Raw genomic sequence first — 14,587 nt, 5'->3', positions numbered from 1 at the left:
CTCAAGCCTCCTTACGCACCCTGAACCAGGCCGCATACAACGCCGGCAAAAACAACAGCGTCAGCGCAGTCGCGACAATCAACCCACCCATGATCGCCACCGCCATCGGCCCGAAAAACACACTGCGCGACAGCGGAATCATCGCCAGCACAGCCGCCAGCGCCGTCAACACAATCGGCCGGAAGCGCCGCACCGTCGCCTCGATGATCGCCTGCCAAGGCTTAAGCCCGGACGCGATATCCTGCTCGATCTGATCGACCAGAATCACCGAATTGCGCATGATCATCCCGGACAACGCGATGGTCCCGAGCATCGCCACAAACCCGAACGGCTGCCGGAACACCATCAGAAACAGGGTCACCCCGATCAAGCCCAACGGCGCCGTCAGAAACACCATCGCCGTACGCGAGAAACTGCGCAACTGCACCATCAGCAAGGTCAGCACCACGACAATGAACATCGGCACCCCGGCATTCACCGACTTCTGCCCGCGCTCGGAATCCTCCACCGTGCCGCCGACATCCAGCAGATAACCATCGGGCAACTCAGCGCGAATCGGGTCCAGCGTCGGCATGATCTGTTTGACCAGCGTCGCCGGTTGCTCCTTGCCATAAATGTCAGCGCGTACGGTCACGTTCGGCAGGCGGTTGCGGTGCCAGATGATGCCTTCCTCGAAGCCGTATTCCAGCGTGGCAATCTGCGACAACGCCACACTGCGACCGTTATCCGTCGGCACCGCCAGGCTCGGCAATAACGACAATTCAGTGCGCTCGTGCACGGTGCCGCGCAGCAGAATCTCGATCAATTCGTTGTCTTCCCGGTACTGGCTGACCGTCGAACCCACCAGCGAACTCTGCAGGAATTTCGCCAGATTGGCCGTGCTTACACCCAGCGCGCGGGCGCGATCCTGATCGATGTTCAGGTAGACAACTTTGCTTGGCTCTTCCCAGTCCAGATGCACGTTGACCACATGCGGATTCTCGCGAACCTTTGCCGCCACCTTGCGCGCCAACGCACGGACTTCTTCGATGTGCTCGCCCGTGACGCGGAACTGCACCGGATAGCCAACCGGCGGGCCATTTTCCAAACGAGTGACCCGCGAACGCAGGGCCGGGAACTGTTCGTTGAGGGTTTCGATCAACCAGCTGCGCAGCGCTTCACGCTCTTCGATGGTTTTTGCCAACACCACGAACTGGGCAAAACTCGCCGCCGGCAGTTGCTGATCCAGCGGCAGGTAGAAGCGTGGCGAACCGGTGCCGACGTAGGCCACGTAATTGTCGATGCCAGCGTGCTCCTTGAGCATTGCTTCGAGGCGTTTGACTTCACTGGTGGTGTTGGCCAGCGAAACGCCTTCGGCCAGTTTCAGGTCGACCATCAACTCCAGCCGGTTCGAAGCCGGGAAGAACTGCTGCGGCACAAAGCGGAACAACATCACCGAGGCAATAAACAGGCCCACAGTCAGCACGATCACCGTCTTGCGATGGGCCACGCACCACTCCACCAGACGCCGCACGCGCTGATAAAACGGCGTGGCATACGGATCCGGTTGACCATCGCCAGTGCCGTGTTTTGCCGCGTGAATTTTCGCCAGATCAGGCAGGAGTTTTTCCCCCAGATACGGCACGAACATCACCGCCGCGACCCATGAGGCGAGCAAGGCAATGGTCACCACCTGGAAAATCGAGCGGGTGTATTCACCGGTGCCGGACTGCGCAGTGGCAATCGGCAGGAAGCCGGCGGCGGTGATCAGCGTGCCGGTAAGCATCGGGAATGCGGTGCTGGTCCAGGCATAACTCGCCGCGCGAATGCGATCGAAGCCCTGCTCCATTTTGATCGCCATCATTTCCACGGCGATGATCGCGTCGTCCACCAGCAGACCCAGCGCCAGCACCAGCGCACCGAGGGAAATCTTGTGCAGACCGATGCCGAGGTAATACATGCAAGCGAAGGTCATCGCCAGCACCAGCGGAATGGTCAGCGCGACGACCATGCCGGTGCGTACACCGAGGGAAAAGAAGCTCACCAGCAAGACGATCGCCAACGCCTCGACCAACACCTGGACGAACTCGCCGACGCCGGTTTTTACCGCTGCCGGCTGATCGGACACCTTGCGCAACTGCATGCCGGCCGGGAGGTTTTTCTGGATCCGCGAAAACTCGCCCTCCAGCGCCTTGCCCAGCACCAGAATGTCGCCGCCGTCCTTCATCGCCACGGCCAGACCGATCGCATCGTCGCCCATGAAACGCATGCGCGGCGCCGGTGGGTCGCTGAAACCGCGACGCACATCGGCGATATCGGAGATACGGAACGTACGATCGGCGACGCGGATCGGAAAGTTCTTTATCTCATCGACTGTCTGAAAATTCCCCGAGACGCGCAGCTGCAAGCGCTCGCTGCCGGTTTCGAAGAACCCCGCCGTGGACACCGCATTCTGTTCCTCCAGCGCCTGCTGCACCGCCGCCAGCGGCAAGCCGAGGGTGGCGAGCTTGACGTTGGACAGCTCGACCCAGATTTTCTCGTCCTGCAGGCCGAGCAGTTCGACCTTGCCGACGTCCTTGACCCGCTGCAGCTGAATCTGGATGCGGTCGGCGTAATCCTTGAGCACGGCGTAGTCGAAACCGTCGCCGGTCAGCGCGTAGATATTGCCGAAGGTGGTGCCGAACTCATCGTTGAAGAACGGCCCCTGAATTCCCGGCGGCAAAGTCTGGCGGATATCGCCGACCTTCTTGCGCAACTGATACCAGAGATCGGGGATTTGCTTGGAGTGCATCGAGTCGCGGGCGATGAAGGTGACCTGGGATTCACCGGGGCGGGAGAACGACATGATGCGTTCGTACTCGCCGGTTTCCATCAGTTTCTTTTCGATCCGTTCAGTAACCTGGCGCGAGACTTCCTGCGCGGTCGCACCGGGCCAGCGGGTCTGAATGACCATCGCCTTAAAGGTGAACGGCGGGTCTTCACTCTGGCCGAGTTTGGTGTAGGACAACGCGCCGACAACGGCGAGCAAAAGCATCAGGAACAGTACGATCTGGCGATTACGCAACGCCCATTCGGAGAGGTTGAAGCGCATCGGGGCTTACTCCTTGTTCGCCAGATTGACCACACGATTGGAGCGATCCACTGGTCGCACCTGCTGGCCGTCGAGCAATACGTGAACGCCGGCAGCCACCACCCAGTCGCTGGCATTCAGGCCCTCGAGCACCGCCACGCTTTTCTCGCCGAACGGACCGACCCGTACCGAAGTTTTCTTCAACGTGTTGTTGCCGTTGACCACCCAAACGTAGGTCGCGCCGTTTTCAGCGGTCAGCGCGGAAAGCGGTATCGACAGCGAGACACTGTCAGCCGCTTGCACAAACACCCGGGCGCTCTGCCCCAGTTCAGCCGGCACTTTGCCGCTGGTGAACGAGATACGCGCGGCAAAAGTGCGCGAGCGCGGATCGGCGGACGGTGACAACTCGCGGATCTGCCCGGCAAACCGCTGATTCTGCTGCGCCCACAATTCCACGGTAACCGGCTGACCGACCTTGAAGCGGCCGAAGCTTTGCTCCGGCAGGCTGATCAACACTTCGCGCTCACCATCGGTGGCGAGTGTGAACACGGTTTGCCCGGCAGCGACCACCTGACCGACTTCCACCGAACGCTTGGCCACCACACCATCCTGCGGCGCACGCAGCACCGCGTAACTGGCCTGGTTGGTCGAAACGTTGAATTCGGCTTTGATTTGTTTAAGGCGGGCTTCGCCGGAGCGATATAGATTTTCGGCGTTGTCGTAGGCCGAGCGGCTGACCATCTGCCGATCCATCAGGGTTTTATAGCGATCCCGTTCGGCGCGGACCAGGTTCAGATTGGCCTCGGCGGCGGCAACCTGCGCGCGGGTGGCTTCCAGTTGCAGGCGCACATCCTGCGGATCGAGTTCGGCCAGTGGCTGATCGGCCTTGACGCGCAGGCCTTCGTCGACCAGTCGTCGGCTGACTTTGCCGCCAATGCGGAACGCCAGATCAGGCTCATAACGGGCACGCACCTCGCCCGGATAACTTTCCATCGCCTGCGCAGAAGGCTCGGGCTGTACCACCATGGCCGGTCGCACGGTGACCTTGGTCACCTCTTCCTGACCGCACGCCGATAACAGGAACGCCAGACTGACTGGCACGGCAAAGGACAACGCATGGCGGAACATGGTGACGGACCTTTCGCGAATGAGGCTTGGAATATTTATACTGGCGGGTATGGTATTAATAGCAAACTCACCAGTCCAGTATTAAAAGCGAAGAATGTCGAACAATCTTTCAGCTCCAAACGGCCCGGGCCGCCCCAAGGATCTGGCCAAACGCCAGGCGATCCTCGATGCGGCGAAAACCCTGTTTCTATGCCATGGCTACGCCAACACCAGCATGGACGCGGTTGCCAGCGAGGCGGGCGTGTCGAAGTTGACGGTCTACAGCCATTTCAACGACAAGGAGACGCTGTTCTCCGCCGCCGTCGTCGCGAAATGCGAGGAACAATTGCCGCCGCTGTTCTTCGAATTACCGGACGGCATCGCGGTGGAAAATGTATTGCTGAACATTGCCCGGGGCTTTCACCAACTGATCAACAGCGATGAATCAGTGAACCTGCACCGCCTGATCATGGCGCTGGGCAGTCAGGACCCGAAGCTGTCGCTGATCTTCTTCGAGGCCGGCCCAGAGCGCGTGGTCAACGGCATGGAAGGTCTGCTGGCGAAAATCCATGCAACCGGCGCGCTGAGCATCGACCAGCCACGCAACGCCGCCGAGCATTTCTTCTGCCTGATCAAAGGGGCGGGAAATTTTCGTTTGTTGTACGGCTGCGGCGAGCCGCTGACCGGAGAGGCAGCGGAGCGGCATGTGCGGGAGGTGGTGGGGTTGTTTATGAGGGCCTATGGGGGAGGAGCAGCTGCGAGCTTCTAGCTACAAGCTGCAAGAAAAAGCAAAAGCAGTGACTTGGCTCTGGCTTGCAGCTTGCAGCTTGCAGCTGCTTCTAAGGCTTCAGTGCTTTCTTCGGATAAATGTCATACCGGCTCGATTTGCCATCCAGCGCATGGCTCGGTTTCGGCCCTTCGATGCACGGCGCCTTGCGCGGGCGTTTGACTACCACCCGATGCGTAGCCAGTGCCAGTGCGGCTTCGAGCAAGGCCGGGGCATCCGGGTCATCGCCCACCAGCGGGCGGAACAGGCGCATCTCTTTTTTCACCAGCGCGGTTTTCTCACGATGCGGGAACATCGGGTCTAGATAGATCACCTGCGGCGGCTCCCCTTCCCAATCGCGCATGACCTCGATGGAATTGCCCTTGAGCAATTTCATCCGCGCCACGATCGGCGCCACGTCGAAATCTTCTGCCGCCCGGGCCAGACCGTCCTCAAGCAGCGCGCCGATCAGCGGCTGACGCTCGATCAGGCTCATTTCACAACCAAGACTTGCCAATACAAACGCATCCTTGCCCAAGCCCGCCGTGGCATCGAGGACGCGCGGGCGCACGCCTTGGGCGATGCCGACAGCCTTGGCAATCATCTGCCCGCTGCCGCCGCCATACAAACGACGATGCGCCGCGCCGCCTTCGACGAAGTCGACCCGCACCGGTCCAGGCGCATCCGGGCCAAGCTGCTGCAACTGCAAACCCTGCTCGCCGACCTGCAAGGCGAACTCACAGTCGGCCTCGCCGAGCGGCAGGCCGAGACGTTCGGCCCAGTGTGCGGCTTGCGTTTGAAACGCTGGGGCGAGGGCCTGGACATGGATGCGGCAGGCCGCGGGTGACTCGATCATGAAAAAACGCTCAAAAAAGTTAAGGATCGACAAAAACCGCCGATAAACCATTCAACGCGCATTTTGCCAGAGCTGAGCGTCAACCGAAAAAAATGTCAGGCATTCTTCCCACATCGATTGGCTACGTTTCGCCCCATGGCGACTTCAGCCGTCATAACACTCAAGCACTGAGCGGCGTCAGTCACCTGTGGCAGGATTTCTTTGCCCAGGCTCTGGCCGAACAGACGAGTGAAGTGGTGCCTGCCTGTGGCACGTTTCCACCGGTAGACCTGAACAGCCCGGAAGAACCAACCGTTGGCAGCGAGCTGCACGCGCATATCGTCAGCCAGCGCGAGTGCGATGTGGTGGAAACCGAAGTTCGTCCGCCAGAGCCGCTGTTCCTGCCGATCGCCGAGTTCGAAATGGAGCTGCTGGACAAGCCGTTCCCACCGTTCCCGCCAGAAGAACTCAAGGCTCAGCAAGAGCAACAGGATTTCGACAGCAGCTGGGTACGCCCGATTGTGATCAACAATGGCCAGCCAGTGCCGGAGCCAGGCCCTGCTCCGCAGAAACGTCCGCTGTACCTGCCGATTGCCGAGTTCGACCTGGACTTGCTGCAGAAGCCTTACCCGCCGTTCCCGCCGGAAGAGATCGTCGAGCAACAGAAAGCTCTGGACTTCGATAATGGCTGGGCTCGCCCGATCGTTCTGCAGAACCTGCGCCTCGCCGCCTGATTCTCAGCGACACACGCTCCAGCGCCCGACATCGACATGAAAGTGATTGCGATGAGCGGCGTTGTAGTCCGGACTCAACACCACACTGAATGACTCACAGGCGCCGTCACGCAGCTGGCGCAGAAACTCTGCGTCCTGATTCTGCTTGGGCCAATCCTTGAGCACGCTGATCGTGCGCCCGTCAGCCAGGCGGAAACCGGCAATGTCCAGCGCGTCGGCACTCGCATGTCGGCTGAGAGCGCCGCTCTCACGGTTGTAGACATTGCGACAGGCAAAGCTGCCGAGGTGATCGACCCGCGCGATTTTCTGGCCGTAAACCGATTGCGCCGCCGGTTGCAGGGTGTGGTGTTCAAACATTGCGTAGGCCACCGCCAGCGGGCAACTGGCGATGAAACTGCTGCTCAGCGCCACTTCACCGCCCTGCACCCGCAGAGCACCGATCAGCGGACACTTGGCGCCCGGGCTGTCGGCCTGGGGACTGACGCGCAGATCCGAGCTGCTCAATGCCTGTGCGCAAAGCTCGGAATCACTGCGCAGGCGCATGAGTTTGTAACCGGTCAGCCAGTTGGGCGCGGCTTTTATGTCCAATGGCGCCCACGGGTTCCACTGCGGCGGCACGTCCAGCCAGCCACGCCAGACACTCACCGCGCCACCAGCGATCGCGAGCAACACCCCCCAGAACAGCCAACGTCCCATGCTCAGTCCTTGAAGAGTTGATTGGCCTTGGCATACGGCATCGACTGTGACGTGAAGCCAAAGGTGCCAAATTGCTGGATTTCTTCAGCCGCTCGGAAGAACTCGCCGAACGCCGCCAGCGCCAGTGCCGAGCCGGTGCTGATCCGCCGGACGCCTAGTTCCTCGAGCTGTTGCACGGTCAGTTTCAAACCGCCAGACATCAACACATTGACCGGTTTCGGCGCCACCGCTTGCACCACTGCCAGCACTTCTTCGGCGCTGCGCAAACCCGGCGCATAGAGCACGTCGGCACCCGCTTCGGCAAATGCCTGCAAACGGCGAATGGTGTCGTCGAGATCGGGATTACCGTGCAGGTAATTTTCCGCGCGAGCCGTAAGAATGAAGGGAAACGGCAGGGTGCGCACCGCCGCGACAGCGGCTTCAATCCGTGCAACCGCGTGTTCGAAGCAATAGATCGGCGCGTCCGCACGGCCCGTGGCATCTTCGATCGACCCGCCCACGGCACCCGCCTCTGCGGCGCGCAGAAGACTCTGCGCAGCCTCGACCGGATCATCGGCAAAGCCGTTTTCCAGATCCACCGCCACCGGCAGATCCGTCGCCGCGACAATCGCGCGGACATTGGCCAAGGTCTCGTCGAGACTCAACGCGCCATCAGGCTTGCCTTGGGAAAACGCGTAACCGGCGCTGGTGGTGGCCAAGGCCTGATAGCCAAGACTGGCGAGCATCTTCGCCGAGCCGGCATCCCACGGATTGGGGATGACGAAGATCCCCTGGCGATCATGCAGGGCCTTGAAGGCTTGGGCTTTGAGGAGTTGCTGTTGACTGACTTGGACGTTCATCGACGGGCTCCCGGGCAGAAAAAACCCGCCTCAGAGCAAGCCAAGCTGCTCGGCGGCGGGTTCTCTGTATAGCTCAGGCAGCGCGGGCAAGCCAGGCAAACGTTGCATCAGTTGTGCATGAAAACGTTGCGCCAGTTTCGCTGCCAACAGGTTATCGGCCGTATGCAGAAAGACGTAGGGCGTGCGCCCCTCTTCGATCCATTCAGCAATCTTCGCCACCCACGGCACGAGAAACGCATCGTTGGCCTCAAGCTCGGGATGGCCGATGAAACGCACCTGCGGAAACTGCGTGAACGCCGCCGGACGGGTGGGTACTCGCGGCTTTTTCGACTGCGCGTGGATCACCGAGGACTCGGTCGACAAGCAGCTGAACAGCGCGCGCGGGTCGAGACAGATGCGCTCGACACCGCGATCCAGCAACAGACGATTGAGCAGACGCTCGCTCTCGCCCTTGGCGAAGAACTGTTCATTGCGCACCTCGACCGCAAGCGGGCAATCCAGTGCATCGATAAACGCCGCGAGCTCCGGCAGACGCTGCGGCGTGAAGCTTTTCGACAGTTGCAGCCATAGTGGCGAAACACGTTCGCCTAACGGCTTGAGTAATTGCAGGAAGGTTTCGGCAGCGGTCAGTTGCTCGCGCAAGTCGCCGCTGTGGCTGATGTCGCCGGGGAATTTGGCAGTGAAGCGAAAGTGCGCCGGCATGATCTCGGCCCAGCGTTGCACAGTGGCTGGCGACGGGCTGGCGTAGAAGGTGGTGTTGCCTTCGACGGCGTTGAACACCTGGCAGTAGAGAGCGAGAAAGTCGGAGGTTTTTGCGTCTACCGGATACAGATACTCGCGCCAGGCATTTTCGCTCCAGGACGGGCAACCGAGGTAGTAATGCAGATCCATCAGATATACAGATCGAGGCCCAGCACGTCTGCGTCCCAATCGACAAAACCGGCGGTGCTCAGGTAGCTGGCCAGAGCCATGGCTACGCTCTTCTTCATCGCGCGGTGGTAAATCATGTCTTGTTGACGGGCAGGCAGGTTGCTCAGGCGTTGCGCGGTGGCTTGGGCAGCACGGGCGGCCAACTGCTCTTCGCTCGGGAATTCCAGCTCACCGTCGATGATGTCGACGGACTCATCCAGCGCCGCATTGCCTTTACGTGGCTTGCGCTTGATGGGGTAGGACTGAGTGGAAACGCCGTCTATACGCATAATGTCATGCTCGGTATCGATGATGGCAATTTAGCGGCACTTGACCGACTTAGCAAACCGCCGAGTGATAACTAGAACACATAAAGCGCAAAAGGTTTAAAACCGGAGCTGGAAACTGACGATTGGCAGGATTTGCAGAATGGCGCATGCGCCTGTGGCGAGGGGATTTATCCCCGTTGGAGTGCGCAGCACTCCCCTGCATTTTCTCAGTGCCGCCGCATTTTCAGGACCTGCGACTGCTGCGCAGCCGAACGGGGATAAATCCCCTCGCCACAAAATCAGCCCGGAGGTATCAGCGGGCTTTCGGGGTGGCGACTTTATCGCGCAGGTAAACCGGCTGGGCGTCATCTGCCGCGATGGCTTCACCTCGCTCCCAGGCGAAACGCGCCAGGGCCAGCAGGTCTTCGGCGTGGGGCAGCATGCCGGCGTCAGAGCCGCTCAGATTGACCGCGATGCGCTCGTCGTAGCCCCAACCGGTACCGGCACCGAACCAATCGCCACTGGCATCAGCGGGCAACGCGGCGACTTCCGGTGGTAACACGGCTTCGGCGCCCACCAGACGCATCTCCCCCGCCGTCTCGCGGTAGCAGCCCCAATACACTTCATCCATCCGCGCATCGATGGCGGCTGCCACCTGGCTTACGCCATGTTCACGAAAGGCACGCTGGGCCAGCACCGCAAGGTTGGATACCGGCAACACCGGACGATCCAGAGCAAAGGCCAAACCCTGCACCACACCGATGGCAATGCGCACACCGGTAAACGCGCCCGGGCCACGGCCGAAGGCAATCGCGTCGACCGCTTGCAGCGTGGTGCCGGCATCGGCGAGCAATTGCTGAATCATCGGCAGCAGCTTCTGCGCATGCAGGCGCGGGATCACCTCGTAATGGCTCGTGACCTTGCCGTCATGCAGCAAGGCAACGGAGCAAGCTTCAGTCGCGGTGTCCAGGGCCAGCAAGGTGCTCATCGATGTTTCCAAAACAGGGGTGGGAAAAAGTGCGTCAGTATAAACAACAACGGCCCGCAAGCGGGCCGTGGATGATGCAGCCGATCAGACTTTTCAGCTCAGCGCGGCCAGCACCTTGGTGGTGATTGCATCAACCGAACCAACGCCTTCGATGTGGCTGTACTTTGGCTTGCCGCCGTTCTTGGCGGAAAGGTTCTGGTAGAACTCCACCAGCGGTTTAGTCTGCGAATGGTAGACCGACAGGCGATGACGCACGGTTTCTTCAGTATCGTCCTTGCGCTGCACCAGCTCTTCGCCGGTGATGTCGTCCTTGCCAGCCAGTTTCGGCGGATTGTAGATGATGTGGTAAACGCGGCCACTGGCTTCGTGGACACGGCGACCGGCAATACGCTGCACGATTTCTTCGTCTTCTACAGCGATCTCGACCACGGCATCCAACTCGACACCGGCAGTGACCAGCGCTTCAGCCTGCGGAATGGTGCGCGGGAAGCCGTCGAACAGGAAACCGTTGGCGCAATCAGGTTGAGCGATGCGGTCCTTGACCAGCGCGATGATCAGGTCATCCGACACCAGGCCGCCGGCATCCATGATGCTCTTGGCTTGCACGCCCAGTGGAGTGCCAGCCTTGACCGCAGCACGCAGCATGTCGCCGGTGGAGATTTGCGGAATGCCGAATTTCTCGGTGATGAACTTTGCCTGAGTACCTTTACCGGCCCCGGGAGCTCCCAGCAGAATGACGCGCATCGATGTGCTCCTCAATTTTTTATATAAAAGCTTTACAAAACAAAGGATTCGCTCGTAACCGGCGGATCCTGAAAATACGGGTCGTGGCCGCACAAACGGCCAAAGGCTGATCAAGATACACAGCAGGCTTCGCCCACACAAGACGCCAAAAGTCGGAGAAACCGACGCCCGCCGTGACCTTGCGACGCGGTAACCCAAGTCGCAACCCCATCAATAACTGTCGCTTCGCGGCACTTTCCTACGGCAGGAGAAGCGGCATCCGACCCTTGTCGCGAATGCCGCCTGAGGTGCTCAGCAACCTTAGCCGGTATTGCGCAATCCGGCGGCAATCCCCGCCACAGACACCAGCAGCGCCTGTTCTACCGGGCTGCCCTGCTCGACATCCTGCTGCCGCGAACGCGCCAACAGTTCCGCCTGCAATAGATGCAGCGGGTCGAGGTAGGTGTTGCGCAAGCGGATGAATTCGAGGGTGTCCGGGCTGTGCGCCAGCAGCTGCGACTGCCCGGTCAGGCCCAGTACCACGGAGCATGCCTGCGACAATAGGTCGCGTAACTGCGCGCCCAACGGCAGCAGATCAGCTTCAACCAGACGCCCGTCGTAGGACTGCGCAATATCCGCATCAGCCTTGGCCAGAACCATTTCCAGCATATCGATACGGGTGCGGAAGAACGGCCACTGTTCGCGCATCTGCCCCAGCAACTCACCTTCGCCGCGCTCCAGCGCTTTGCTCAGCGCAGTCTCCCAACCCAGCCAGGCCGGCAGCATCAATCGGGTTTGGGTCCAGCCGAAGATCCACGGGATCGCCCGCAGGCTTTCGATACCGCCCGCACGGCGTTTGGCCGGGCGACTGCCCAGAGGCAAACGTCCCAATTCCTGCTCCGGGGTCGACTGACGGAAGTACTCAACGAATTGCGGATTTTCCCGCACCACCTGGCGGTAAGCGCTGACACCGTCCGCCGCCAATTCGTCCATCAGATGGCGCCATTCAGGCGTCGGCGGCGGCGGTGGCAGCAAGGTCGCCTCGAGCACGGCGGCCAGATACAGATTGAGGTTTTGCTCGGCGATGTCCGGCAGGCCGAATTTGAAACGAATCATTTCGCCCTGCTCGGTGGTGCGGAAACGTCCCGCCACCGAACCCGGTGGTTGCGACAGAATCGCCGCGTGCGCCGGACCGCCACCACGCCCCACGGTGCCGCCGCGACCGTGGAACAGCAGCAGTTCGACTTGCTGCTCACGGCAGACTTCCACCAGTCGTTCCTGCGCCCGATATTGCGCCCACGCCGCAGCGGTGGTGCCGGCATCCTTGGCCGAGTCGGAATAGCCGATCATCACTTCCTGCGGGCCGTGCAAACGCGCGCGATAGCCCGGCAATAGCAGCAGACGTTCCATCACCGGCCCGGCGTTGTCGAGGTCGGCGAGGGTTTCGAACAGCGGCACCACGCGCATCGGCCGCAGTACGCCGGATTCCTTGAGCAGTAGTTGCACCGCGAGCACATCGGAAGCCGCGCCGGCCATGGAGATCACGTAGGAGCCCAGCGACGCAGCGGGTGCGGCGGCGATTTCCTTGCAGGTGTTGAGCACTTCGGCGGTGTCCGCCGACGGTTTGAAATGCGCGGGCAGCAACGGACGACGGTTGCTCAATTCTTCGGTGAGGAAGTTGATGCGCTGTTCTTCATCCCAATCCTCATAGCGGCCGAGGCCGAGGTAATCGGTGATTTCCGTCATTGCCGAGCTGTGCCGCGTTGAATCCTGACGCACATCGAGGCGCACCAGAAACAGGCCGAACGTCACCGCCCGACGCAGGCAATCGAGCAACGGCCCGTCGGCGATAACGCCCATGCCGCACTCGTGCAGCGAGTTGAAACACAACTGCAAAGGCTCAAGCAGATCGCGATTGTCGTGCAGCACATCGGCGGTGGCCGGGGTCGGCGCGGTCAATGCAGCGTGCGCCCAATTGCGCGTCGCACGCAGACGTTCGCGCAATTGTTTGAGCACTGCGCGATAGGGTTCGGCGCTGTCGCCGGCCTTGGCCTTCAGCGCATCGCTGGCCTGCTGCATCGACAGTTCGGCAGCCAGATGATCGACATCACGCAGATACAAATCAGCGGCCATCCAGCGCGCCAGCAACAACACTTCGCGAGTGACGGCGGCGGTGACATTGGGGTTGCCGTCACGGTCGCCGCCCATCCATGAGGCGAAGCGGATCGGTGCGGCTTCCAGCGGCAAGCGCAGACCCGTCGCGGCGAACAGCGCCTGATCGGCTTTGCGCATATGGTTGGGGATCGCCTGCCACAACGAATGCTCGATCACCGCGAAGCCCCACTTGGCTTCATCGACCGGGGTTGGTCGGGTGCGACGGATTTCTTCGGTGTGCCAGGCTTCGGCGATCAGCCGCTGCAGTTTGCTCTGGATCTGCTCGCGCTCGGCGCTGGTCAGGTCGCGATGATCCTGAGCGGCCAGTTGCGCGGCGATTGCATCGTACTTCTGAATCAACGTGCGTCGCGCCACTTCGGTCGGGTGCGCGGTCAGCACCAGTTCGATTTCCAGCCGCGCCAGTTGCCGGGCCAGGGACTCGGCGCTGTGGCCTTCGCTGCGCAGGCGCGCGAGCAGTTCCGGCAACACCCGCGACTCGAACGGCGCCGGTTGCGACTCCTCGCGGCGATGGATCAGCTGATATTGCTCGGCGATGTTGGCCAGGTTGAGAAACTGGTTGAAGGCCCGCGCGACCGGAAGCAATTCGTCTTCACTCAATTGATTGAGGCTGGCGCTGAGTTCAGCGTCCATCGAGCCGCGCCGGTCGGCCTTGGCGCCTTTGCGAATCTGCTCGATCTTGTCGAGGAACGCCTCGCCGTACTGGTCTCGAATGGTGTTGCCCAACAGCTCTCCGAGCAGGTGAACATCTTCGCGCAAGCGTGCATCAATATCGGTCATCAGCAGTTCTCCAGCGGTAATCGGGGACAGCGCAGAAACGAATGCTTTGCCAGAGAGTGCCGCTCTGCGCCGCTTCTTACAAGCAGGCGACGAATTGACTTTAAACCTTGCCGGCGAAAGCTAGTCTCAACAGTAAGCCGTACGACGGCCCGCCGCCGGCGCTGCCGGACACTCACCCAGGCCTGCCATCAGCAGGCGCTAAATGAGGTCATCATGAAAATTCGTGAACTCGCCCAGCATTGGGAAGAAAACGCCAAAGGTCGCCTGACCGACACCGGCTACACGATTCATCTGGACGTCGAAGCAGCCGCAAGGCTGGCGGCGATTGCCGAAATGTACCCCAAGCGTCACCCCGAGGAACTGCTCGGTGAACTGATCGGCGCCGCGCTTGAGGAGTTCGAAGCGAGCCTGCCGTATGTGAAGGGTTCGACGGTGGTGGCGACCGATGAGGAAGGTGATCCGTTGTATGAGGATGTCGGCCCGACGCCGCGTTTTCTGGCGTTGTCGCGACGGCATTTGCATGATCTGTCCTCGGCTGAGAACAAACAGAAGCACTGATTCATGACACCGAGAAAAATGTGGGAGCGGGCTTGCCCGCGATGGCGGCAGTTCAGTCAAAAATGTGCTGAGCATGATGGCCTCATCGCTGGCAAGCCAGCTCCCACAGGGTACTGATCACCCCCTGATATCACCTTAAAACTCACCCGCGCGTACCGCTCC

13 protein-coding genes are annotated in these 14,587 nt (G+C 60.9%); 3 read left to right on the top strand and 10 right to left on the bottom strand.

Translation table 11 applies throughout. The features are described from left to right. Position 1: 1 nt before the first annotated feature. Entirely contained in the window at positions 2–3,070 is a 3,069-nt protein-coding gene (locus BXA01_RS21590; protein WP_076566089.1) for an efflux RND transporter permease subunit, read from the bottom strand. Between the two features lie 6 nt (positions 3,071–3,076). Continuing rightward, positions 3,077–4,177 carry an efflux RND transporter periplasmic adaptor subunit gene (locus tag BXA01_RS21585; RefSeq protein WP_076566087.1) on the bottom strand — a complete coding sequence of 367 codons (1,101 nt, stop codon included), beginning with the start codon at positions 4,175–4,177 and terminating at the stop codon, positions 3,077–3,079. 94 nt (positions 4,178–4,271) lie between these two features. Between BXA01_RS21585 and BXA01_RS21580 the strand changes: the two genes are divergently transcribed. Next, positions 4,272–4,925 carry a TetR/AcrR family transcriptional regulator gene (locus BXA01_RS21580; RefSeq protein ID WP_076566085.1) on the top strand — a complete coding sequence of 218 codons (654 nt, stop codon included), beginning with the start codon at positions 4,272–4,274 and terminating at the stop codon, positions 4,923–4,925. Positions 4,926–4,995: 70 nt separating this feature from the next. On the opposite strand, the gene BXA01_RS21575 is transcribed toward BXA01_RS21580, so the two are convergent. Beyond that, positions 4,996–5,778, bottom strand: coding sequence for a class I SAM-dependent methyltransferase (locus BXA01_RS21575; RefSeq protein WP_076567793.1), 783 nt, complete (start codon positions 5,776–5,778; stop codon positions 4,996–4,998). 92 nt (positions 5,779–5,870) lie between these two features. On the opposite strand from BXA01_RS21575, the gene BXA01_RS21570 reads away from it, so the two are divergent. After that, positions 5,871–6,491 carry an energy transducer TonB gene (locus tag BXA01_RS21570; protein WP_076566083.1) on the top strand — a complete coding sequence of 207 codons (621 nt, stop codon included), beginning with the start codon at positions 5,871–5,873 and terminating at the stop codon, positions 6,489–6,491. A gap of 3 nt (positions 6,492–6,494) precedes the next feature. Here BXA01_RS21570 and BXA01_RS21565 read toward each other — a convergent pair whose 3' ends face one another. The 7 genes from BXA01_RS21565 to ppc all read right to left on the bottom strand — a co-directional run bounded on the left by BXA01_RS21565 (position 6,495) and on the right by ppc (position 13,867). Further along, positions 6,495–7,187, bottom strand: coding sequence for an extensin-like domain-containing protein (locus BXA01_RS21565; protein ID WP_071174524.1), 693 nt, complete (start codon positions 7,185–7,187; stop codon positions 6,495–6,497). Between the two features lie 2 nt (positions 7,188–7,189). After that, a complete protein-coding gene (locus BXA01_RS21560) occupies positions 7,190–8,026 on the bottom strand; it encodes an isocitrate lyase/PEP mutase family protein (RefSeq protein WP_076566081.1) in 837 nt (278 codons plus the stop codon). Positions 8,027–8,056: 30 nt separating this feature from the next. Next, positions 8,057–8,917 carry a DUF72 domain-containing protein gene (locus BXA01_RS21555; protein WP_076566080.1) on the bottom strand — a complete coding sequence of 287 codons (861 nt, stop codon included), beginning with the start codon at positions 8,915–8,917 and terminating at the stop codon, positions 8,057–8,059. Then, the gene (locus BXA01_RS21550; protein ID WP_024011752.1) at positions 8,917–9,225 is read right to left on the bottom strand and encodes a hypothetical protein; all 309 of its coding nucleotides are present in this window, start codon (positions 9,223–9,225) and stop codon (positions 8,917–8,919) included. The genes BXA01_RS21555 and BXA01_RS21550 overlap by 1 nt, the downstream gene beginning before the upstream one ends. A gap of 292 nt (positions 9,226–9,517) precedes the next feature. Continuing rightward, a complete protein-coding gene (gene tsaB / locus BXA01_RS21545) occupies positions 9,518–10,192 on the bottom strand; it encodes a tRNA (adenosine(37)-N6)-threonylcarbamoyltransferase complex dimerization subunit type 1 TsaB (RefSeq protein WP_076566078.1) in 675 nt (224 codons plus the stop codon). A gap of 93 nt (positions 10,193–10,285) precedes the next feature. Next, positions 10,286–10,936 (bottom strand): adenylate kinase, encoded by a 651-nt coding sequence (adk, locus tag BXA01_RS21540; protein ID WP_076566076.1) that lies wholly within the window; start codon positions 10,934–10,936, stop codon positions 10,286–10,288. Between the two features lie 300 nt (positions 10,937–11,236). Beyond that, on the bottom strand, positions 11,237–13,867 hold the full coding sequence (gene ppc / locus BXA01_RS21535) for a phosphoenolpyruvate carboxylase (protein ID WP_076566074.1): 2,631 nt from the start codon (positions 13,865–13,867) through the stop codon (positions 11,237–11,239). 213 nt (positions 13,868–14,080) lie between these two features. Here ppc and BXA01_RS21530 point away from each other — a divergent pair, with 213 nt between their 5' ends. After that, positions 14,081–14,425, top strand: a complete 345-nt coding sequence (locus BXA01_RS21530) for a hypothetical protein (RefSeq protein WP_016771500.1) — start codon at positions 14,081–14,083, stop codon at positions 14,423–14,425. The last annotated feature ends 162 nt before the right edge of the window (positions 14,426–14,587 follow it).

This window comes from Pseudomonas sp. B10 (assembly GCF_900156235.1).
GTDB lineage: Bacteria > Pseudomonadota > Gammaproteobacteria > Pseudomonadales > Pseudomonadaceae > Aquipseudomonas > Aquipseudomonas siliginis.
Note: the sequence above shows the minus strand (reverse complement) of the source record. Positions and strands in the feature narration are given on the sequence as shown.